The organism is Paramaledivibacter caminithermalis DSM 15212, from assembly GCF_900142245.1.
Taxonomy (GTDB): Bacteria; Bacillota; Clostridia; order Peptostreptococcales; family Caminicellaceae; genus Paramaledivibacter; species Paramaledivibacter caminithermalis.
Map to the genome: position 1 here is coordinate 63,927 of NZ_FRAG01000003.1, position 22,428 is coordinate 86,354.

Consider the following 22,428-nt stretch of genomic DNA (forward strand, 5'->3'; position numbering starts at 1 on the left):
TTGCCTCCCTTCTATTAATTCCCAAACCAATGTTTCCCTATTTTAACTGATACTTTACGACTCCATATCCATTTACTGGTTGCTGTGGCAGGATTCCAGTAGTAAAGGGAACCATAAGTAGGGTCCCATCCATTTAATGAATCCCTGGCTGCCTTTAGACAGCTATCGGCGGGAGCTAGGTTTATCTGACCATCGGAAACAGCTGTAAAGGCTCCTGGCTGATATATAACTCCTGCTATTGTATTGGGAAATGTAGGGCTTTTTACCCTATTTAATATTACTGCTCCTACCGCCACTTGTCCTATGTATGGTTCTCCCCTAGCTTCTCCTGTAATAGCCTTTGCCAATAAGGTTATATCGTCATTTCTAGATATTCCTTTATTTCCTGATGTGTATTTTGTCTTTCCTGTATCTGGCTTATTGCCATCGATTCTAAGTCCTAGTGCCTTTGCGGTCTGAGGACCTACAACACCATCTACTGCTAACCCATTTTTCCGTTGAAATTCTTTAACTGCTGTAAATGTTCCCCCTCCATAAACTGAATCAATGGGTCCATCATAATATCCCCATCTCTTTAGGGTCTCCTGAAGAAGCCTAACTTCATTTCCCCTCGACCCCCAGTAAAGCGTTTCTTGGGCTAGGGCTCTACTAAAGTAAACATTCATGGCAAAAATTGAAATGCTAAATATCACTATTAAAATTCCGCAAGCTACAGCGGTAATCTTTTTCAAGATATGTCCTCCTTCCATGATTTTGATTCTTTTTTATTTTTTGTATTAGTAAATAGGTTTATTCATTAAGTTGGTTGCATGTTGCAAGTTTCATGTTTCAAGTTTTAAGGTCATTCTTACAGGTCTGTAAAACAAACTCCAATATTTAACTGGTAATAATTTAAGTTTTTACATAAATAAAAAGCCGCTTTAGTCGGCTTTCTTTTTATGTGGCATTATCTTGCTAAGCTTCCACTTCGAGTTTTCCAATATCTCAACTAATTTAAATTTGAGCTTTATAGGTAATTCTCCCTCTTGGGATGCTGCAGCATTTATCATACTGTATTCCTCTTCCGATAGTACTGTCTTTAATTCAGCCTTGGTTTTTTCGTCAGTTAAACCATTCTTTACATCTATGAAGCATAGTGGTGGAAATAGTACACACCACCAATTTTTACCTTGTCCACTGCCTATAACTACCCTTAAGGCTTGATAGCTTCCAGCAGGCAATGTTATACTACCATAGTTTTTAGTTGGAAAATTGTGTTCTTGAAGCATAACCTTTACAGGGTAATTAAAGCCCTTTTGATTTATTTCCTCCATGGCTATTTTTTTGATATAGTCCATATTGTTTGCTATGATTTTTTTTGCTTCGTTTATATCCTTTGTTTTTAATTTCTTACCCATTTCCATTAGAATCTTATCCCTTACCTTTAGTTTTAAAGCTTGATCAAAGGAGGCATCACTGTTGGCAATGACATGAAATCTTATTAGATTTTCTTTGAAGCTTTCCCTATTTTTATATACATCTAGTGTATAAATAGATATACTAGAAGCTATAAGTCCTAAAATTATAATTGCTATGATGTAAAGTTTTTTATTCTTCATAATAATTCCCCCATTTGCTATAGTTTTGGTTTCATTAAAAGTATTAACAAAAAGGGGAATTTTTAAACCAATATGTTATTTTTTTGGTATGCTAAATATTTCTTATATTATTGTTTTATTCCAACTCTCCTGATATTCATTTTATAGTCTACCTTCACCTTTACCTTTGGATAGATTTCATCCCAATCATCCTTGATTTTATTCCATGTGGCAGGGTGAAATTTCCTTAAGTTTTCTCCTACTTTAAAAATATCTGCCCCAAAATCTTTTTGTATCTTTTTAAAAACATCTCCCAATTCCTTAGAAATAAGCTCATTCACCTTTTTATTGACCCTATCTATGTATTTTTCATCGAAGGGTTCCTTTGATGTTCTAAAATAATGTTGTACAATATCTCCTTCAGCCCTTATATCAAAATATACGTTTATATTTCCATCCTTATCTTCATATGTCTTCATGTTGGTCTTTAAATCTGTTTGACTTACTACTATAAATTTATCATCTACTTTAATGGTATAATCAGCCAATTTGACTTTTCCCTTTAAAATAAAAACATCCCTAGTTTCCAATTCCCCCAACATCCCCACAAGCTTATTATCCTTTAATACGCCAGCACCACTTACCTTTATTTCATCCTTGGACTTTATTATGCGAGGTGCAAGGGCTGCATTGCTCTCCCTAAGGTCTACAGCTATAGTCCCTAAATCGCTTTTTGCCATCCTAGTAGGTTTATTCTCCTTAGACATTAATTCATCGATATATAATCCAACATCCATGTTCTTTCCAGTATCCGTCATCAAAATATCTTGAGCTTTATTTGGTGTTACAAAAAAGTATAGCTTTCTGTTTAGAAAAACACTCCTTTCAAAGGTATCAAACATTTCTCTAAAAAGTTCTTCATCCCTTGCTATTTCTTCGTTAAATATTACTGCCTTTAGATGATAAACATAAAAATTCTTATTATCCCTCAATGCTATTTGCTGTCTACCATCTGCCCAGCTTGCACATACCGTACTATATACAAAAAAGGGCTTACCTTGTCCTTTGCCTGCTATCAGAGATACATTTGGATATGTAATGGTTCTTATATATCTATTTAAGGGTTCCTTTTCTGTTTCTTTTTCTACATTCTCCTCCTTCGCTTCATTTCCTCCTTCATATTTATCATAACCTATAGCTGTAATAAAGGCTCTTTCATCTATCTCAACCTTATCCCAGCAGCCACTAAATAAAAGAATAGGTATGATTAATATTATAAGGTATATTTTTATTCTATCCATTTCTTTTCATCCCCTTTTTAGACTTTCTTTTAAGAAAGCTAATAAACAGTAAAAAAATAGGTATAATGAAAATCATGGTAATACTTACAATATTGGCAAACTTATCTAAAAATTCATATACCTCTACTATGTTTTTAGGAATTAGTGATAGTATATATACTAAAGGTAAAATAAATAAAGCTAAATAATTATGTTCCTTTGACTTAAGTATTCTACTAAGGAGAAATGTTGCTACATAATATGATACTGCTACACTCATAAAAATAGAAAGAAGCCAAGTAGCCATTATGACCGCTTCCACATTTTCGAGTAAAGTTCCTGGTACATCTACACTCTTAAAGAGGGTAACCACTGGCCAAGTAAGGATTTTGGTTTCTGCAATACCGAATCTAGCAATGGTTATAGCTGTGAAAACAAAATATACACTGGAAATAAATAATATACTTTTAATCGCAGCCTTCTTTATATTTTTTCTATCCTTTACAAAAAAACCTAATTGTAAAATTATTTCAAAGCCTATAAAACTGAAAAATATTTGTGGTACAGTCTTAATTATTTTAGGCAACGGCGTTTTTAATATTGGTAAAAAATATGTAAAATCTAAGTCAGGTATTGCTACAAGCATCACAAATAAAGCTGGAAATATAGACATTGGTAATATTATTACTGCAAGCCTTGCTATTGATTCAATACCGCTTCTTACAGAATAAACTACAGTTATTAAAAAACTTATTATTATTACTTCTATAGGGGTGTTTAGCAATAGGAAATTTTTTGTTATCTCCCCAAAGGCTCTAACCACTAAAACAGTGCTTATCAATAAATGAAGGAAATATCCGAATCCAATTATAGTTCCCATAGGTTTAAAAAGAACATTAGCACTCATCTCAATTATGGTTTTATTGGGGAATTTTGTAACCAGCCTTTGTATCAATAATGCAATAATTAGAAACAATACACTTCCTAATACTAACACTATTAAGCTGTCGGGTCCTACATTTTCTGCAAGTGCCCTAGGCATCGATAGAATCCCAATACCTATTACAGTGGTTACCAGTATTGAATATAGCTGACTGCTCATGATAACATCATTATTTCTATCCATTGTTATCTTCACCCCTCTTTAAATTATCTCTACTAAATTTATTCATCAGTCTATCTTTATCTTCCTTTGCAATAAATTGGGGTCTTCCTTTCATTTTATGTAAAGGTACCCTAATAAAGGTATCCTTAAAGTCCTTTAGGGATGTATAGTAAATAAAGGGTGATAAGTATGGTATACCAAAGCTCTTTAGATTGCATAGATGTATAAGGGTAATCAATATTGCAAGCATTAATCCATAAAGACCTAAGAAACCAGCTGCCATTATATAGGTAAACCTTAACATTCGAAATGAAATTGCAAAACTATAATTTGGGTTAGAATAGCTGGAAATGGCAGTTATAGCAACAACTATAATCATAAGAGAGCTGACTATACCTGCATCAACAGCAGCCTGCCCAAGAACCAAGCCTCCTATTATTCCTATGGTAGCTCCTATAGGTCCAGGTAATCTAATACCTGCCTCCCTTAGAAGCTCTAAGGCTCCTTCCATGATAAGGGCTTCTATTACCGCTGGAAATGGTACACCATCTCTATTGCCTGCTATATAGAGGGCTAATTCTGTAGGAATCATTCCTGGATGGAAGGCAAGCATAGCAACATATAGAGCAGGTAATATAACAGATATAAGCATGGCTGTATATCTTAAAAATCTTATTATACTTGTAATTAAAACTCTTTCATTATAGTCTTCAGTAGCCTGAATTAGTGCATTGAAGGTTGTAGGTAGTATTAGTGCAAAGGGAGTATTATCTACTATGATAGCTACTTTTCCTTCATAAAGGGCTGCTGCTACTTTTTCAGGTCTTTCGGTGCTTTGAACCTGAGGAAATGGTGACCTCCAATTATCTTCTATAAGCTGTTCTATATATCCGCTTTCTAAAATACCATCTATTTCAATTGATTTTAACCTATAAACCACTGTTTTTAGTATATCTTGATTCACTATTCCGTCTATAAAAAGCACTGCTACGTCGGTTTTAGACCTTCTTCCAATCCTCATCTGTTTTATTTTGAATTTGGAATCTCTGATTCTCCTCCGAACCAATGCAGTATTAACTCTAAGGGTTTCAGTAAAACCTTCCCGTGAACCCCTTATAACTGTATCGGTTTCAGGCTCACTGATACCCCTCATAGGCCATCCCTTTGAAGCAATAACTATTGCCTTGTCCCATTTGTCAAAGAGAAGAACTGTTTCTCCAGACAGTACATTGTTTACCACTTCATTCAAATCATCTATTTCCTTTAAATCTGATACGGACAAAACCCCATCCTTTATGAGTCCATAAACCTTTTCCCTTATACTATTTACTTCAGGCTCGGTTATTCTTGCAAGGATCATGAGGTTTTTTAAAACATATTCATTTACTATGATTTTATCAGCAAGGCCTTCAGCATATACGGTGGCAAATTTAAGCTTCTGGTCTTTTCCTACATTAAATTCTCTATATATTATGTCATCACAATTACTAAGCATCTCTTTTAATCTTTTTAAATTTTCTTCTAAGCCTTTAGCCATATTTATTTTATTTTGTGTATCCTCTTGAGTATTAAAGAGTTTTTCATAATAGTTCATAGAATATCTCCTCTCATAACACATACTTTATGATGATGAAAAATGTAATTCCTCCAACCAAATATATATATCCTAAAAATTTGCAAATTTTAGCTTCCCTTTTTAAGTTTTTCTTTTTTAAAGCTTTGAAATCTATAAAAATAGAAAAAAGGGAAACTCCTATTATTATCAAAAGTATATACATAGTAAAAAAGCTTTTTATTCTTTCTATATCCATTGACATTAAGTCACTTCCTTTACGAAAATTTCCTCTATATAGAGTTTGTAAAATAATGAAAGTATATACATATAAGTTTTAATTTAATTTCATGTTATAGGGATTTAAGTTATTAGTTTCAAAATCAGGTTCATTCCTTTGAGCAAAAAAATAACGAAAGACTGGTGTCTCTCGTTTTTTCAATAAAATCAATATATATCTATTTTAAAACAAATGCCATAATACAAAGTCTAAAAGGAATTTTAATCCTCTTTAGACTTATTTTTCTTTTTCCATTTTAAAATCGATTCTTCTATCATTTGAATATGGGTTTGTGCGTATTGCTGTGCCCTTTTTGGGTCTCTATTAGAAATTGACTCAACTATCGCTCTATGGTATTTCTTTATATCTTCGTGTTCCTTATACTCACTGAAATATATTACTCTAAACCTTTGAAATTGTTCATGTAGTCCTTGGATAATCTGTAAAAGCTTATTATTTCTAGAACCTTCCATTATCATATCATGGAATTTAATATCAAGTTCAATCATATCTTCCTTTGACATAGTTTCAAAATCGTCTTCAAATTTCTTTAATATATCCTTCAGCTTGTTTATTTCTTCATCTGTCATTCTTTGGGCAGCAAGATATGCCGATAATCCTTCTAGAAACATCCTAACTTCCAATATGTCCAATATATCTTTAACAGATAAATCAGCTACATATGCTCCCTTTCTAGGTATCATTTCCACAAATCCTTCAAGTTCAAGCTTCCTTATAGCTTCTCTTATAGGTGTACGGCTAACTCCAAGCTTTTGTGCAAGCTGTAGTTCCATAAGTCTTTCTCCTGGTTGTAACTCACCCTTTAAAATAGAGTTTCTTAAATATTCAAATACAATCTCTCTTAAGGGTTTATAATTATTTATTTGTAAATCATTAAATTTAGTCTCCATCTCTTTATTGCCTCCCATTATACGACCTAACTAAAAAGGTTTGATTATAAATTAGCTTCAATTTTTCATATGCTGATTTTGCCTTGGAATAATCCTTGAATATCCCATATACACTTGGTCCACTACCACTCATCAAACTGCCAATTGCTCCATATTCAAGCATTTTTTCTTTGATTGATTTAACTATGGGATATCTCCTAAATATGCCCCTTTCAAAAACATTGCATAGGTTGTTAGCAATATCATATAAATTATCTCTTTCAAGCGCATTTAATAGAGCCTTAGTATTGGGGATGTCTTTAATATCTCTTAAATCTAGATTGGCATATGCTTCCGCTGTTGATATACATATATTGGGTTTAGATAATACTATCCAACCCCTTCTTAAACCCCTAATCCTAGTAAGTTTCTCTCCTATTCCTTCTGCAAAGGCTCCATCTCCTAGGATACAAAAAGGTACATCTGCACCAATTGGCGTTCCTAATTCCATCATTTCTTCTATTGAAAGATTTAAATCAAATAGGCTATTTATTCCTTTAATAACTCCAGCAGCATCACTGCTCCCTCCTGCTAAGCCTGCAGCAACTGGAATATTCTTTTTTATATCTATATAAACTCCACCATTTATACCATATTTATTCAACATATAGTCAGCGGCTTTATAGGCAATATTAGATACATCCGTAGGTAAAAAACTGCAATTAGTAGTTAGTACAATTCCTCTTTCGATTTTTTTTAAAAATATTTCATCATAGATGGTTATTTGTTGCATAACCATTTCAACATTATGATATCCATCATCTCTTTTATTTAATACATCCAATGAAAGATTAATCTTTGCTGGCGCCTTCAACTTGATTTCATACATTTTTTGCACCCCTCTTCAGACAATTTAGCAAATTGCATAATTCCTATTACGTCTGATAATACAATATACATAATACAATTTTATTAACACTTATTATTATAAACAAAAAATCCGTAGGGCACCACGGATTTTTTGTTATTTGCGGAAATTATATTATTTTTTACGTTTTTTGATATATTTTCTTTTAATAAATTAACTTTTTGTGCTAATTAGTTAAAGTTTTTATTTATTATTCGTTATTCACTTTCCTAACCTAAAATTTATACTCATAGTTTTTTTGAATTATTATTTTATCTCCTGGTTTAATTTCTTCTATTTCTGAAATCTCATTTGTTTTTAATATTTCTTTTTTTGTAGTATTATATCTTTTTGCTATATCCCATAAATTATCGCCTTCTTGAACAAAATAAACAGTTATGCTAGCTCTATTATCATCGTCATATGCTTCTCCTAAATCTTCAACATCAACCAATACTTCCATTTTATCTTCTTTATTTGCTTCTCCATAGGCATTTAAATTAAACTTAGTTTCGATTTGTTTAGAATTGATAGTAGAATAATCAGTATTTTCTATATTTAATTTCACATCCATATCCATATCTTCATTTATACCTTCAATTTCTATGTAATGCCTAAAGGGTATTTCTTGATTAAATGAATATACTTGCATTTCTTCATTGTCTGCCATGTATAAAACCTTTGCATCAATAAAACCTTCTATAATATTTTTATTATCTATGATTTTATTGTCTGTTATTACTGGTCTTGCCTTTACTGTAAGCACTTTAAATATATTTGGATAATCATTTGGAATATCTATAGTTTCCTTTATAACCCCATGGGAGGAATTTCTTCCTATATTTTTTAAGAATTTTAAATCCTTTGTCTGTATATTTAATTTTCTTGTTGGAGAATATGCATCTAAAAGTACCTCTTTCTTCACCTTTTTATAAACCTTAGCATTTGCCTTTAAAACTACTTCTACATCATATACCTTGTTTTCTTCATTTATATTTTTTTTTACATTTGTATAAACTTCGTCTATTTCTACTTCTACCTTACTGTCCATATCATTTTCTGCCTTTGGAATCTCAATAAAATGGGTAAAGGGTATTTCGTGTTTTAATTCATGTATTGGTGTTCTTGGTTCTTCTGTAGCATATAATATACCTATGTTTACATTACCACCTATTATTACTTTATTGTCTGTTACTTTTTTTTCATTAACTACTACGGTTCCATTTGTTTCTAATATTTCAGTAATTTCTGCATCATTTTCTCCAAGTTCAAAATTTTCCCTTAATACTGTCTGAGAAGAATTGCTTCCAACTGAATTATCATATACTACAGTGTCTTTTAATGTTTGAATATCTTCTAATCCTTCAATATCTTTTACAATATCCATCTCCTCAGTTTTGTATACTTTCCCATTAAGATTCAAAACTGTTTGTGCTGAAACCTTCCTTTCATTCATAATCCCAAAATCCATATGCTCTATGTTACAATTAACTTCTGCTTCCATCATTCCATCTATATTATCTATTTCTATATTTTGAGTAAATTCATCTGTTGCCTTCATGTTATATAAAAAGCCATTTGGATCATTGGATGTGTAAAGTAGTTTATAATTTATTACCCCTTGAACAACAATCTTTCCTTGCATTATTTCTTTATCGATTATATTTACATTGCCTTCAGCTGATAAAATGTTATGGACATCTGGTTTAGAATCAGGAACAACTATATCACTTTCCACATGAGCTTGAGTATTTTCAGATCCAATGATTCTATCTAATTTAACCATTTCCCTAACTAATCCTACGGACATTCAATCCCATCCCCCTTACAATTTACTATAGATAACCATTGTTTATTCTTATAAAATTCCTACTATATTAATATTTTATGGACACAAAAATATGACAAAAATTTGAACCTTAAGTTACTGTCTACTAAATTCAAATGTATACCTTTCATTTGTCATTTATTGTATATTATGTATATGCTAGTTAGGGTAAAAAAAGAAGTAGATAATTGAAATTATCTACTTCTTTATATATCCTCTCTAAATAGTGGCATACTCATACATCTTGGACCTCCACGACCTCGTGAAAGCTCTGATGATGGCATAACATGAATTTTTATACCATTTTCTTCCAGAAGTCTATTGGTAACATAATTTCTTGAGTAAACCACAACTTCTCCTGGTGCAATAGCAAGAGTATTAGATCCGTCATTCCACTGCTCTCTTGCAGCATCAATGCTATTTCCATTACCACAACGAATTAGTGTTACACTATCTAGCCCTAAGTATTTCTTAAGGATTTCATTTAACTCCATGGTTTCTTTCTCAATTATTAAATCCTCTGGTCCATCTCCTTTACTTAATGAATAAACAGTAAGGGGGCCCTCTATTTCTGGATGAATTGTAAATTTATCATAGTCAACCATGGTAAATACTGTATCAAGATGCATAAAGGCCCTTTTCTTTGGTATGTCAAAGGCTAATATTGTATCAAAAGTCTCATCACTTTCAAATATTCTTTTCGCCAGCTTTTCTATTGATGCTGCGTTTGTTCTTTCAGATATTCCAATAGCTATCACCTTATCACTAAGTATAAGTTGATCTCCACCCTCCATAGAAGTATCTTCTTCTCTATTATACCAGAAAGGAATATCGGCATCCTTAAAGTCCTTATGATACTTAAATATATATTTTGAAAACAATGTTTCCCTATTTCTAGTAACTGTTTTCATATGGTTTAAAGAAATTCCCTTGCCGATAGTAGCAAATGGATCTCTAGTAAAATAGAGATTTGGCATTGGATCTATTACAAAGGGATAGTTCGATTCAATAGTATCAACCAATGAAGATTTATTGTTAAACTTTATCTCTTCCGTCCTAATACCTTCCATCATTTTTGCAATCATATCTTTATTGGATGAAAAGCCTAATAGATATTCTTTTATAACCGCTTCTTTTTTTGAACTCATTATTTTAACTTCTTTAATGAATTCATCAACAAATTTGTTTTTTATTTCATCATCGGCAATAGCTTCAGCAGCTAAGTCTTCAAGATATACTACCTCTACCCCATTATTTCTAAGTATATCTGCAAAAATGTCGTGCTCCTTTATTGCTATTTCTAAGTAAGGTATATCATCAAATAAAAGCCTATCCATTAAATCAGGTGTTAAGTTTTCTATTTCTTTTCCTGGTCTATGAAGTAATACTTTTTTAAGTTTACCAATTTCAGACCTGACATTTAAAACAGCTTTTTTTTCAGTCATATTGGCACCACCTTATCAATTGTTTATGGTATTTTTTTACTTTTTATGCATAGGTTTTTTTCTTTCTTTAAGTATACATGTAATGCATAAAGTTTTCAAGTTCACTATTTTAAATGGCTTAAAGCTCATTTCAATATTTTAGTAAAAATATGAATATTCATTCGGTGTATATTTTGTTAATTTATGGAATTGATTTTTTCTCTTTCCATTGCCTTATGTAGAAAAAGATATATTTAGAATTATCTAACTTTTCGAATATTCTGCATAAATATTTATTTCACCGAATAATAAATTTTTTCAAAAAAAATAAAAACTCAGAAGATTCTAGTCTCCTAAGTCTTTAATGAGTAAATTAACTATAGAAATTTAAGTAAAGACTTTAATTCATACATGTCCAAAACGCCCAGAAACGTTGCGTATTTGTACATGTATAAATTAAGTTTTACTATGTAAATCCTATATAGATAAACAACATTAACATTTAAAATATATTTCAAGGAAAATAATGAACGTTTCTACATTTTTTCTTTGAAATTTATTAAACCTTGAAGTTGTTTATCTCTAACTAGCATAGAGTATTAAATTGTTTTTGGCAAATGCCCAATATCCCCCCATAAAACTCTAATTCATCTAAAGCAAAAAATAATCTACCACCTGTAAAAGTGGTAGTATTAAAAAATTGATAAAAATAGAAATACCTGTAAATCCACAGGTCTTTACGAAGCTTGTATTTTTAATTGGTTGCCGCAGAGTGTTATCTCAACAGTCTCTGTTAATATATCGGAATAGCTGTAAGATACTTTTCTTTCTGAATTAAGTCCTCTATCTATTCTAACTACAAAAATATTAGGATATACTTCTTCTAAAACGCCTTCTTTAACGAACACTCTTTTTCGACCTTTGTTTGTTTTTAGTATGACTTTTTGACCTATATAACTTTCAACATTTTTCTTTAGTTCAGCTAAAGTTTCCTTAGTGGCCAAAAAAACATCTCCTTCCTATCCTTGTATACAATATAATAATATCATATTAAAATTAGGATGTCAAATTATTAGCATAACATTATACATTTTTTATTCTTGTTTGTCAATATATTGTTAGCATAAATTCAAAAATAATGGGTATCTTTTATCTTATTAAAGATACCCATTATTTTTGAGTCTAAGGTCCTAGGCCTTAGGGAGAAGAAGATTAAGATTAAGGCTGAGATTAAGAATTTTGGTCAAACTTATAGGTGTATTTTATATATTATCGGAACCCATTGGTAAATCCCACTGTCTTTTTAAATTTTTTAAAGACTCAAAAGCTCTTCCCCAAACTCTTGCAACTTGGAACTTAGAACTACTAAAGCCCTTCCACCTAGCCTTTTCTCATATTTGATATTTATAATATTCTGTTATCCCATTTGCTATTGACCTAGCAATTCTTTTTGTATAATCATTATTTAAAAACTTTCTTTCTTCCTCTGGATTAGTTAAATACTCAACCTCTATATGCAAAGCACTTGTTGTTACTGTTTTTAATAAATAGAAATCCGCTATTTTAACTCCTTTATTAACGATTCTCAATTCTTTTTCCATATTTTTTATTATAAAATTAGCCATAACTTCTCCTTCTTTATCTCCTCTATAGTGATATATCTCTGTACCAGAAATATTAGGATTCGTAAAGGAATTCATATGAATGCTTATAAAGAAGTTTGGTCTGATTTTATTTGCTGTTCTTGCTCTACTGCTTAGGGGTATATATACATCATCCTCCCTTGTAAGAATAACCTTTGCCCCTAGGTCCTCAAGCTCTCGCTTTAGATCCAAGGCTATTGAAAGGCTAATATCCTTTTCCATAAGCTTATGCTGTCCAATTACTCCTACATTTTCTTCCCCACCATGTCCTGGATCTATAACTATAACTTTATTATTTATTGGTCTATTTCTATCGGGCATTTCATATTTCTTTATATCTATACCAGTGTAATAATATTTTAATATTTCTTGTGCTTTTCCTCCTTGCTCAGCTATACTATTAGCTCCATATTGACATAATCCTAAACCGTGACCCTTACCCCTAGTTTCGAATCTCAAGACAACAGGTTCCCAACCGAACCTCGTTGAATCGAGACCAAGACACTCACAGAAATCTGTTCCCTTTAGTATCTTATCTCCCACCTTTATCTTTTTAACTCTACCCTCCTCATCTCTTTCAATCTCTTCAATCATTCCTTCTATATTAGCACCATTTAAAGAAGATAATTTTTTAAATCTTACATTGAATTTTTCTTCAATCTCATCTGTATTTAGTTCTTTAATATTTTTCCAACATGGCGAATCTATACAATAATTGCATAAAACCTTTCTTAAATATGCAGTATTATAATCATCTACATTTTCCGAGTTATCTGTTGCGCCACCACATGTAGAATGAAATCTAGGATCTATTACCTTATTATTAAATGTCATTACTAAATATTTAGTTTCTTCTTCAGCTTTTAAAAGTTTTTCCCAATTTCTATCAAAATCCTTCTCCCATTTTTTCTTGAGTTCTTCCTTAGATATCCATTTTCCACAATGTCCTTCTAAGCAAAAATCAGCTTCTTTATGTTTGCTACAGCCTTTCCCTCCAAAAGCTCTAGCTTTTCTAATAAGGGCTGTTCTCACTATTATAGTTTGACACTTAATAGCTTCAAGCTGAAAATCTATATTAATCTGAGCTGCAACCAGTTCTGGTATCAACTCATCTATTTGTCTATTTACTAAACTATTTCTTTTTTTATCATATACCTTTATTGAAACAGAATTTTTACCGTTGTTCAAAGCTTAAACCTCCTTCATGTTTTTTCATCCAATACTACATAATATTGTCTAATTATTGATAAGGTGATTTCGGTAATCCTTTCCTATATTTCCCTCTAGTTTGAAATCCTCCTATTCCTTTAATGCCAGTTATGGTATTTTCCAGTATTTCTTCAATAGATACAAACCTATCTACACTTGTAAATGCAATCTTTTGACTTATAAAAACAGGGTCTAAGCAATGGATTAGTGTAGAGTGGTGAATGTAGAACAAAGCACTTTGTTTTTGAAGGTTACAAATTGTAAGTTGAAAGATATACATAAATGCCTATTTATTGGAGAGTATAAATAATGTATTTTCTTTTTTGTTTATTCAATATTTGATTCTATATAGAACGCACAAAAAATTTTTCAGTTTGAATTTTGTGCGCTTCTATTAACGTAGTGTTTATCCCCAAAATTTAATTCGTTTCATGTAAAATCATTTTCACGATTTATATATCTACAAAATTCGACATTAGATAATTTTGTATCTTGACAATTAAGCTGTAGGGTATATAATCTTTCTTAAGGTATTAAATTAGAAAAGGGGAATGATAATTGGCAGAAATAACTCAAAACAAACTTAAGCTATATGGTTTTAATAACTTAACCAAGACCTTAAGCTTTAATATTTATGATATTTGCTATACAAAATCAGAAAAAGATAGAAAAGAATATATAGAATACATCGATGAGCAGTATAATTCTGAAAGATTAACAAATATACTATCTAAGGTTACCCAGATAATAGGTGCAAGTATTTTAAATGTAGCAAAACAGGATTATGATCCACAGGGAGCAAGTGTAACCTTACTAATTTCCGAAGAAGAGGTTCCATTATACGTACTTGACCCATCATGCAATAGGGGAATTATAACTCCAATTCGTGAAAACATAGTAGGGCATTTAGATAAAAGTCATGTAACTGTTCATACCTATCCTGAAAGTCATCCCCAAAATGAAATAAGTACATTTAGGGTAGATATAGATGTTTCTACATGTGGTACAATCTCTCCTTTAAATGCCTTAAATTTTCTAATAGATAGTTTTGATTCTGACATCATTACTATTGACTATAGAGTTAGGGGCTTTACTAGAGATATTGATGGCAAGAAGCATTTTATTGATCATAAAATCGATTCAATACAGAATTTTATAGCTAAAGAAACAATAAATAGATATAACCTAATTGATATGAATATTTATCAGTCCAATATCTTTCACACAAAAATGAGATTAAAAGAAATGAATCTTGATGACTATCTATTCGTAACTAGTGAAAAAAATTTAAATCATGAAGAAAAGCAAAATATTTTGGAAAAGTTGAATAAAGAAATGAATGAAATTTTCTATGGAATAAATATTGAATAATAAACAACGGGTCTGACGACCCATTGTTTATTATTCAAATAATTATATATATTTTATTTCCCTCCATTACTAATTGTAAATTTAATCTTCAACGTTTTTATCCATGAAATTATAAAATACCTTTATCCTACCATCATTATAGGCAACTATCTTCTTAATAAGTTTATTTACAATCATATTATCTAGCTTTATATATTCATGTAATTCATTATAACTCTTTATACTATTTAGTCTATCATCACATACTTCCAATTCTTTTTTTTTCTTCTGTAACAGATTCAATTGATTCTTCAAGGATATTTTTTTATTGTTATACTCTTGCTGATTTATTAATCCTTCCACATATATATCTAGAAGTCTGTTTTTTCTTTTAATCATATTTTCTACTTCTTTATTGATAATACTTAATTTATCATTCTTACTCTTTTTGTGAACTTTCCTTTCTAATGCTTTATTAATGCTATTTAAATCTATGCTTTCATCAATAAGCTTTATTAAATTCTCTTCGATTATCATTTTCATTTCCTTTTCCTTTACATAACATCCTTGGCAATATTTCTTTCCCATTTTATTCAGTCTTCCACATATATATGTGTCCTTATCTTTTTTATAGTGTAGTCTACTGCCACATTCTCCACAATATAGCAGATTTGAAAAAAGATGCTTATCATTAGTTATTCTTTTTTTTCTTCTTCTTTTATAAATCCTCTGGACAAGCTCGAAGGTATTTTTATCTATTATGGCCTCATGTGTATTATTTACTCTAATATATTCCTTTTCCAAGTTTGGTTCCCTAATTCCATTTAATAAGTCCTTTGTTCTGCTTCTATTTTGAACCATATTACCGATATATATTTCATTTGTAAGTATATTTTTTATAGTACTTTGATGCCACAGATTGTTACTGTTGGTTTTTCCAGCTGCCATACTGGGTGTGGGATATCCTTGTTGATTTAGATATTTGGCTATTTTATAAAATCCTTGACCTTGAAGATACATGTTAAATATTATTTTTACTACTTCTGTTGTTATATCTTGTGCTGGTATCAATTTATCTTTTCCTGATTTTTTATATCCATAGGGTGCATTGCTTCCGTTATAAAGCCCTTTATTTGCCCTTTGAAGCTTACCAAATTTGATTCGTTTACTAATTCTTTCTGACTCTTTTTGTGCCATTGAAAGTAATAAAGTAAACATAAATTCATCATATTCAAAGGAATCGAAGGCATCTTCTATAGTAATAAATCTTATACCTTTATTTTTGAGCTTTCTTATATATTTTAGTCCTTCTAAAGTATTTCTGGCAAATCTTGATATGCTTTTAGTTAAAAGTATATCAAATAGACCTTTTTCACCATCTCCAATAAGTTTTTTAAATCCATCTCTTTTTTTTATTGACATGCCGCTTTCTATATCTTCATAAATTTTATAAAGTTCCCATCCTCTTTCTTCTATGTAGTTTTTAAAATAATTTTTCTGATGTGCTATACTACTTTTTTGAGTCAACATTTCTGTTGAAACCCTTACATATACAGCACACCTCAAAATATCACCTCCTGCTTTAATGGGCAAAGACTCCCGTAGGGCGTATTTTAGTTGCAAGTTCCATGTTTCAAGTTACAAGTACTAGGGGCTTTCTGGTAAGTTTTATTTGAATTCCTTAATAAAAACCGTCTCCTTGGTTAACTCCCGTGGTTGCTTGGACACCAGAATCGTCCCTTTTACCTTTGATGATTATAAGCTCAATTAAGGTATCTTGAAAACTTTTTTTTTCATCATAATAGAATTCTACTTTTTTATCCCATTGATTCATAGAAATCTCTCCATTCTATATTCTACATTCTATTAGTGTTCTATGGGGTGAACTGGCAAAGTTTGCTCCTGCTTCAATTATTACTTCAAATAATGATTGACAAGCTCCAGCAAATATTACAAGTTCATCCATACTTGATTCGTATTTCCTAGCTTCTTTAACGCTTTCAACAAAATATTTTGAATTTCTATAATTCTCTATATTGGTGAAATCATCCTTACCCTTTAGTATGCTGTCATGTCCCGTTAAAATTAATATGTCTGGATTATATTCCTTTAGCAGCTTTTCTACTACCTTAGGCTGTTGGTTTTCGGGAATAACTTTACCTACAGCTTCAATATCCAGTTGTTTATATACCTTAAGACATACATCTATATATTCTCCATCACCATCTAAGTGCAATACTTTACCTGGTCTTCCAAAATGACTGCTTTCTCTTGAATATTCTGTAATACTTCTTGTTAAGCTTCTATAATGGTTTTCTTTTCTTTCTTTTAGAATATTTATAACTATTTCATTTATTCTCTTATTAAAGGTTTTGTTGAATTGATCTACTTTATTTAATGGAACCTTTGTAAGATCACCCTCAGGGGAATCTGCAATAATTCTAAGATTAGTTCCCTTAAGAATGAAGGTCCTCTTATTATTTGAGTCTTCAACTATATCCATGATCTTAAATAAAATATCATGATCATATGATTTTCTGGCTACTATATCTCCTATTTTCAGTCTAGTCATTGAAATCCTCCTATAATCCAGATGATTTATAGAATTGAACCCTCCTATATATAATCTGGTCAAATTATAGACTACTGTATTATATAGTATGAATTTTCAAAGGTTTCGGTGCATAGTCACCTATAAAATGTGCGGTGAGTAGAATATAATAGAGAATCCTAGATTCTAAATTAGAATGGCGACTCTTGAATACTGAAGATAGGAGAAAGGAGAAATGATTTATACTATTGTTCCTGCTAAAAATGAAGGAAAAAGAATTGATAAAACTTTAAGTATGCTTCTAAAGACAAATACCCATAGGATTTTAGTCCTAATTAATGGTTCAAAGGATAGTACCTTTGAAAAGGTTTGTAATATAGATGATGATAGAATACTTATATATTGCTTTAATAAACCCCTTGGTTTAGATATTCCTAGGGCTATAGGAGCTTTTTTTGCTTATAATTTAGGAGCAACTGGATTTGTTTTCGTGGATGGAGATATGATTGGAAATATATCTGATAATATAAATGAAATAATTTTTGATTTAGCCTTTAATGATGTGGATTTAGCACTAACGGATTGTTATTATCAAACAAGTAGCAATAATAAAATGACTAAGGTGCTTTTATCCTTTAGACGTCAATTAAATCTAGAACTAGGTATTTATGATAAAATCGGTTATGCTATTCCCAGCCATGGACCCCATGGTGTTTCGAGAAAGCTTATTGATAAGATCGGTTTCGAAAATCTTGCAATTCCTCCTGTAACATTGGCTTTAGCAGTCAAAAATAATTTAAATATTAATGTATCTACTAAAATCCCTAATTATATGCTAAAATCAGCAACAAAGGATGATTTTCATGCTTCACAAATAGCTAAAACAATTATCGGTGACTGCATAGAAGCTTCATCTATATATAGAGAAAATACTAAAAAAAGAGGCTTTGATGGTATAAATTTTTTAGGATATCATAAAAGCAGACGTTTCGATATATTGAAGCTAATAATGAGTCAAAGATGATGAGTTAAAGTGAGTTAAAGTGACGGTTCTTTTTGACTCTTTTTTTATCCCAACCATTCCACTGGTTGTAAGTTATAGAAATTCATTTTTGTACTTATTTAAAAACTCAACCTTATATGGTAGTTTTTCTATTTTACTTTTTAGCTTGTTATAATATTTGTCTTTGTGGAAATCATATTCTTCATAGTAATATTTAGTAGCTATGTTCCAGATATCTTTAGGAAATTGAAGGAAAGATGCCATTAATTTATATTCTATTTCTTCTAAATTCCCCACATAATCATAAGCCTTAAGAATATTAAGTGCCTTATCAAAATCCCAATTTAATCGTTCCATAACATCTATAATAAAATTTGCTATATCATAGCATCTCAATTCAAATTTACAATTATCAAAGTTTAATATATTAACTTCTCCATTTTTATCTATTATTATATTATTACTATTATAATTATTATGACAAAGAGATTTTTCTTTTATTGCATTATTACAAAGTTCAAAATATCCATTTTTTTGTAGCATTTTTACCGCCTCTATTCCCATATCATAAAGCTTATTAACATTGTTTAGATACAAGTCATCTATCTTGCTTTTTATGGTTCGCATCTTTACAAGGCTTTTTATATATATATAATCTTGGCACTTTTCTAAATAATCTTCCTGTAATCTTCCTATGTTGGATATGCACTTAATACCCTTCATAGGAATATATCCCTTTGAGGCATTATGAAATCTAGCTAGGGCTATGGCTAACTTTTTTAATTCACTGGAATTATTAATATCATATTTCCTTCCTTTTATCCATTTGGTCATAGTATAGATATCTTTATCATGCTCTACGTATGGTATTTTACCTGCCATGATATATCTGTCTATATTTTTAAATCCCCTATATACAAGATATTCCTTTACATTATGTATAAAAAGTATTTGAGAAGTATTATAATCTATCCTTTTCAAGTAAAAGGTCCCTTTATCAGTCTTTACAATATAATATCTCTTCCGAGGTATTATTTTCATTAAATCAAATCCAAACTCTTTAACTATTTCATTAATCTTTTCCTTTATGATTATACCTCCCTTATTGTTTGAGTATCGCTTATAAATTAGCCTATTTTACTAGTTTGTGATGAAGGTCACTATGCAATTTGCTATATTAATTATATTCATAGGATATGAAAGAATATGTTTTTTTAAAAAACATATGGGTAATAATAATTTTAGGAGGTGTAATTAATGAAAAAAGTTGTTGTTTTTACTAGTACTACATGACCCCACTGCCATACTGCGAAAGAGTATCTTTCCCAAAAAAATATAAAATTTGAGGAAAAGAATGTACAGATTGATCCAGAAGCTAGAAAAGAGCTTATTAAAAGAAAGATAATGGGAGTACCCGCTATCTTTGTTGATGATGAGGTAGTTGTTGGTTTTGATAAAGATAAGCTAGATGAATTGTTGACATAAAGGATAAAGGCGCCCGTAGGGCGCATTTTGAGTTGCAAGTTCCAAGTTCCATGTTCCAAGTTTTAAAGTCATTCTTTGGGGTTTTAATATTTTATTTGAGTAATTTTTATAACACATAGGAAATATTAAAACCCCACATATAAACTATCACAATAGGTTAAATTATATTTTAGTCATCTTCTTCATCATCATACCTATCTATAACAAATTCAAAAAAGCTTCCATCATCATCATCTTTTTCATCCTTATCTTTTATATTAGCCTTAGGGTTATCAGTAGCAATATCACTTTCATCCAAAGCTGACATAATTTGAACCATTCTAATCATATTGTCAATTTTTTGAGCTTCTGGGAAATTCCCACTACTTATTAAAGGTTGTACAAGCTGCATCATATCTTTTATATCAAGGCTTCCGCCATTTTTTCTTTTTTCATTTATATTCTTACTTGTTTGTTCGAATTTATCCATGATGTTTAAAGCATTTTTAAAATTTTGCATATTCTTTTTAGTTGGTTCATCCATAAACTGTTCAAATGCTCCTAGCATATGCAAAACCTTTTCTCTCTGATTTTTAAATCTTAGAGGCTTTCGAGAACCATCAGGTGAGTTCCTAGTCATATCATTTTTAAACTCCTTTACAGTAGAAATTTTATGCATAGCAGATAAAAAATTTGAAAATACATCTAAAATATATATATTATCGGGATTCATATAGGGGCTAACTGAATTTAATGCATTTATCATTCCTTCTATTTCCTCTGTTGAAAGATTTATATTAAATGGTATATCAATAAAATTTTTTGTCATTTTTTTTATGTTATCTAAAACCGGAAGATTTAGATTATTTTTGCTAAGTAAAAATATTATCATTATTGGAAGCAGTAAGTTTTCGTCAAAATCCAATATTTTACTCTTATTTTTACTTGTATTTTCCTTTCTTGTTCCTTCTGTTTCATTATTATCTATATTTTCTCTATTTTCATTATGCTTAAAATCAGCCGAATATCCCATATAACCCCTCCTCATCATGTATCATCATATTTTTATAGTATGCGTGAACGTTTCTTTTTGTTACGCATATTATGGTTAATATAAATACACTGCATCATGTAATATAAAATATTGTTTTATTGGTAAATTTTATTCAATTGGAGGTTTTTATATGAGAAAAGACATGAATAAAGAAAAATTTAATAGAATCAAGGATTCAGTCGATCAATTAAAGGAAACTTATAAAGGAAAAACACAGGATGATCTTATCGATGAGGTAAAAAAAATCAGAGCCAATATGAGTGATGCGGAATTTAGAAGACAAATAGCTGCAATGAATAGAATAAGAGGCTTTTTAACGGAAAGTCAGCAAAAAAAACTCGATAGGCTTATAGAAATGTTAGAAAAGAATTAAAAACTATTCACAGTTTTTTATTGCTTTAAATAAATAAATTATTATGAAGAAGTAATTAAAAAAGGAGGTTAATCCATGGCTGATCTAATTGGTGGACGTGACTTGTTTAAGGGCGGTAATTTGATTTTATTTTTATTATTAATCATCCTTGTAGGGGATTGTTTGTGTGATTATGATTACGGTGAAAAATGCTGATGTTTGTCGTCTATCACCTAATAAGTTGAAGATTTTTCTTCAATTTATTTAGCTTAATGTTCACACATTTTTACACTTTAGAATAATATACTATTGAGCTAGAATAAAAAAGCTCAATAAATTAAAAGGGGAGTGTGAATATATGTCTTGTGGTAATTACTGCGGTGGTGGTAATTTAATCCTCTTCCTATTGCTAATTATTCTTGTAGGCGACTGCCTCTGCTTCGACAAATGTAATCTTTGTTAATACCATATTATATCCTTAATGATTTGAAAATGACAGCTGAGGTTTTTCCCTCAGCTTTTATTTTATATCTATAGATTTCCAATAGTAAAACTTAATTTATACATATCAAAATATCCAAAGTTTTTAAGGATTCTTGATGTGTATAAATTAACTGTTTTACTGGAATATCTATAATCACATTTCTATTGTTATTGGAATAATATATTAATGAGCTAGGCACGCTCAAAATGTAAAACAGGGAGGTAGGATTTATGCCTAATGGCTATGGTTGTTATGGTGGTGGTAATCTAATTCTTTTCTTATTATTAATAATTCTTGTAGGAGATTGTCTTTGCTTTGATGGATGTAATATTTGCTAATATTGATTAAAGCTATGTCAGCTTAAAAATAGTATTTCTTTATAATCACACTTTAAATACCTTTAGAATAATATGCTAGTAGGCTTATATAGCTTAATCTTTTAAATTAAGGAGGGAAAATATATGGCTGACGGTTA

22 protein-coding genes are annotated in these 22,428 nt (G+C 30.4%); 4 read left to right on the top strand and 18 right to left on the bottom strand.

Annotation, left to right across the window (positions count from 1 at the left end; genetic code table 11):
* Positions 1-14: 14 nt before the first annotated feature.
* From sleB to BUB36_RS01955, 13 genes are all read right to left on the bottom strand, one after another.
* Entirely contained in the window at positions 15-731 is a 717-nt protein-coding gene (gene sleB / locus BUB36_RS01895; RefSeq protein ID WP_330390371.1) for a spore cortex-lytic enzyme, read from the bottom strand.
* A gap of 189 nt (positions 732-920) precedes the next feature.
* Complete coding sequence (gene spoIIR / locus BUB36_RS01900) at positions 921-1,598, bottom strand: stage II sporulation protein R (RefSeq protein ID WP_073146705.1); 678 nt, start codon at positions 1,596-1,598, stop codon at positions 921-923.
* A gap of 107 nt (positions 1,599-1,705) precedes the next feature.
* A complete protein-coding gene (locus BUB36_RS01905) occupies positions 1,706-2,878 on the bottom strand; it encodes a Ger(x)C family spore germination protein (protein ID WP_073146706.1) in 1,173 nt (390 codons plus the stop codon).
* Entirely contained in the window at positions 2,871-3,983 is a 1,113-nt protein-coding gene (locus tag BUB36_RS01910) for a GerAB/ArcD/ProY family transporter (RefSeq protein WP_073146707.1), read from the bottom strand. The genes BUB36_RS01905 and BUB36_RS01910 overlap by 8 nt, the downstream gene beginning before the upstream one ends.
* A complete protein-coding gene (locus BUB36_RS01915) occupies positions 3,976-5,556 on the bottom strand; it encodes a spore germination protein (protein WP_073146708.1) in 1,581 nt (526 codons plus the stop codon). Before BUB36_RS01915 ends, BUB36_RS01910 begins: the two co-directional genes overlap by 8 nt.
* A gap of 13 nt (positions 5,557-5,569) precedes the next feature.
* Entirely contained in the window at positions 5,570-5,779 is a 210-nt protein-coding gene (locus BUB36_RS20605; protein WP_073146709.1) for a CLC_0170 family protein, read from the bottom strand.
* Positions 5,780-6,015: 236 nt separating this feature from the next.
* A complete protein-coding gene (locus BUB36_RS01925) occupies positions 6,016-6,705 on the bottom strand; it encodes a GntR family transcriptional regulator (RefSeq protein WP_073146710.1) in 690 nt (229 codons plus the stop codon).
* A 4-nt stretch (positions 6,706-6,709) separates the two neighbouring features.
* Positions 6,710-7,573 carry a 4-(cytidine 5'-diphospho)-2-C-methyl-D-erythritol kinase gene (ispE, locus tag BUB36_RS01930; protein WP_073146711.1) on the bottom strand — a complete coding sequence of 288 codons (864 nt, stop codon included), beginning with the start codon at positions 7,571-7,573 and terminating at the stop codon, positions 6,710-6,712.
* A 253-nt stretch (positions 7,574-7,826) separates the two neighbouring features.
* Positions 7,827-9,401 (bottom strand): DUF3794 and LysM peptidoglycan-binding domain-containing protein, encoded by a 1,575-nt coding sequence (locus BUB36_RS01935; protein ID WP_073146712.1) that lies wholly within the window; start codon positions 9,399-9,401, stop codon positions 7,827-7,829.
* 224 nt (positions 9,402-9,625) lie between these two features.
* Positions 9,626-10,864 (bottom strand): arginine deiminase, encoded by a 1,239-nt coding sequence (arcA, locus tag BUB36_RS01940; protein ID WP_073146713.1) that lies wholly within the window; start codon positions 10,862-10,864, stop codon positions 9,626-9,628.
* Between the two features lie 716 nt (positions 10,865-11,580).
* Positions 11,581-11,847 carry a Veg family protein gene (locus BUB36_RS01945; protein ID WP_073146714.1) on the bottom strand — a complete coding sequence of 89 codons (267 nt, stop codon included), beginning with the start codon at positions 11,845-11,847 and terminating at the stop codon, positions 11,581-11,583.
* Positions 11,848-12,234: 387 nt separating this feature from the next.
* Entirely contained in the window at positions 12,235-13,674 is a 1,440-nt protein-coding gene (spoIID, locus tag BUB36_RS01950; protein ID WP_073146715.1) for a stage II sporulation protein D, read from the bottom strand.
* 52 nt (positions 13,675-13,726) lie between these two features.
* On the bottom strand, positions 13,727-13,975 hold the full coding sequence (locus BUB36_RS01955) for a sporulation peptidase YabG (protein ID WP_084111594.1): 249 nt from the start codon (positions 13,973-13,975) through the stop codon (positions 13,727-13,729).
* A 278-nt stretch (positions 13,976-14,253) separates the two neighbouring features.
* Between BUB36_RS01955 and speD the strand changes: the two genes are divergently transcribed.
* Positions 14,254-15,066 carry an adenosylmethionine decarboxylase gene (gene speD / locus BUB36_RS01960; RefSeq protein ID WP_073146716.1) on the top strand — a complete coding sequence of 271 codons (813 nt, stop codon included), beginning with the start codon at positions 14,254-14,256 and terminating at the stop codon, positions 15,064-15,066.
* 81 nt (positions 15,067-15,147) lie between these two features.
* Here the strand turns inward: speD and BUB36_RS01965 are convergent, their stop codons facing one another.
* The 3 genes from BUB36_RS01965 to yabG form a co-directional block, all read right to left on the bottom strand.
* Positions 15,148-16,611 (bottom strand): recombinase family protein, encoded by a 1,464-nt coding sequence (locus BUB36_RS01965; protein WP_073146717.1) that lies wholly within the window; start codon positions 16,609-16,611, stop codon positions 15,148-15,150.
* Between the two features lie 115 nt (positions 16,612-16,726).
* Positions 16,727-16,879 carry a hypothetical protein gene (locus tag BUB36_RS19545; protein ID WP_165613011.1) on the bottom strand — a complete coding sequence of 51 codons (153 nt, stop codon included), beginning with the start codon at positions 16,877-16,879 and terminating at the stop codon, positions 16,727-16,729.
* Positions 16,880-16,894: 15 nt separating this feature from the next.
* On the bottom strand, positions 16,895-17,617 hold the full coding sequence (yabG, locus tag BUB36_RS01970; protein ID WP_073146718.1) for a sporulation peptidase YabG: 723 nt from the start codon (positions 17,615-17,617) through the stop codon (positions 16,895-16,897).
* Between the two features lie 214 nt (positions 17,618-17,831).
* Between yabG and BUB36_RS01975 the strand changes: the two genes are divergently transcribed.
* Positions 17,832-18,620 (top strand): glycosyltransferase family A protein, encoded by a 789-nt coding sequence (locus BUB36_RS01975; RefSeq protein WP_073146719.1) that lies wholly within the window; start codon positions 17,832-17,834, stop codon positions 18,618-18,620.
* Positions 18,621-18,692: 72 nt separating this feature from the next.
* On the opposite strand, the gene BUB36_RS01980 is transcribed toward BUB36_RS01975, so the two are convergent.
* A complete protein-coding gene (locus BUB36_RS01980; RefSeq protein WP_073146720.1) occupies positions 18,693-19,640 on the bottom strand; it encodes a CotS family spore coat protein in 948 nt (315 codons plus the stop codon).
* Positions 19,641-19,856: 216 nt separating this feature from the next.
* Here BUB36_RS01980 and BUB36_RS01985 point away from each other — a divergent pair, with 216 nt between their 5' ends.
* Complete coding sequence (locus tag BUB36_RS01985; RefSeq protein WP_084111596.1) at positions 19,857-20,084, top strand: glutaredoxin family protein; 228 nt, start codon at positions 19,857-19,859, stop codon at positions 20,082-20,084.
* Positions 20,085-20,253: 169 nt separating this feature from the next.
* Here the strand turns inward: BUB36_RS01985 and BUB36_RS01990 are convergent, their stop codons facing one another.
* On the bottom strand, positions 20,254-21,096 hold the full coding sequence (locus BUB36_RS01990) for a hypothetical protein (protein ID WP_073146721.1): 843 nt from the start codon (positions 21,094-21,096) through the stop codon (positions 20,254-20,256).
* Between the two features lie 151 nt (positions 21,097-21,247).
* Here BUB36_RS01990 and BUB36_RS01995 point away from each other — a divergent pair, with 151 nt between their 5' ends.
* Positions 21,248-21,490, top strand: a complete 243-nt coding sequence (locus tag BUB36_RS01995; protein ID WP_073146722.1) for a hypothetical protein — start codon at positions 21,248-21,250, stop codon at positions 21,488-21,490.
* Positions 21,491-22,428 lie beyond the last annotated feature (938 nt).

Excerpts from the sequence above, each read along its gene's own strand:
- BUB36_RS01995 (WP_073146722.1), top strand. The coding sequence starts at position 21,248 with ATGAGAAAAGACATGAATAAAGAAAAATTTAATAGAATCAAGGATTCA.
- BUB36_RS01925 (WP_073146710.1), bottom strand. The coding sequence starts at position 6,705 with ATGGAGACTAAATTTAATGATTTACAAATAAATAATTATAAACCCTTA.
- BUB36_RS01955 (WP_084111594.1), bottom strand. The coding sequence starts at position 13,975 with ATGTATATCTTTCAACTTACAATTTGTAACCTTCAAAAACAAAGTGCT.
- BUB36_RS20605 (WP_073146709.1), bottom strand. The coding sequence starts at position 5,779 with ATGTCAATGGATATAGAAAGAATAAAAAGCTTTTTTACTATGTATATA.
- BUB36_RS01905 (WP_073146706.1), bottom strand. The coding sequence starts at position 2,878 with ATGGATAGAATAAAAATATACCTTATAATATTAATCATACCTATTCTT.
- BUB36_RS19545 (WP_165613011.1), bottom strand. The coding sequence starts at position 16,879 with ATGAATCAATGGGATAAAAAAGTAGAATTCTATTATGATGAAAAAAAA.
- yabG (WP_073146718.1), bottom strand. The coding sequence starts at position 17,617 with ATGACTAGACTGAAAATAGGAGATATAGTAGCCAGAAAATCATATGAT.
- arcA (WP_073146713.1), bottom strand. The coding sequence starts at position 10,864 with ATGACTGAAAAAAAAGCTGTTTTAAATGTCAGGTCTGAAATTGGTAAA.
- BUB36_RS01990 (WP_073146721.1), bottom strand. The coding sequence starts at position 21,096 with ATGGGATATTCGGCTGATTTTAAGCATAATGAAAATAGAGAAAATATA.
- BUB36_RS01980 (WP_073146720.1), bottom strand. The coding sequence starts at position 19,640 with ATGAAAATAATACCTCGGAAGAGATATTATATTGTAAAGACTGATAAA.
- BUB36_RS01975 (WP_073146719.1), top strand. The coding sequence starts at position 17,832 with ATGATTTATACTATTGTTCCTGCTAAAAATGAAGGAAAAAGAATTGAT.
- BUB36_RS01935 (WP_073146712.1), bottom strand. The coding sequence starts at position 9,401 with ATGTCCGTAGGATTAGTTAGGGAAATGGTTAAATTAGATAGAATCATT.
- spoIIR (WP_073146705.1), bottom strand. The coding sequence starts at position 1,598 with ATGAAGAATAAAAAACTTTACATCATAGCAATTATAATTTTAGGACTT.
- BUB36_RS01910 (WP_073146707.1), bottom strand. The coding sequence starts at position 3,983 with ATGGATAGAAATAATGATGTTATCATGAGCAGTCAGCTATATTCAATA.
- BUB36_RS01915 (WP_073146708.1), bottom strand. The coding sequence starts at position 5,556 with ATGAACTATTATGAAAAACTCTTTAATACTCAAGAGGATACACAAAAT.
- ispE (WP_073146711.1), bottom strand. The coding sequence starts at position 7,573 with ATGTATGAAATCAAGTTGAAGGCGCCAGCAAAGATTAATCTTTCATTG.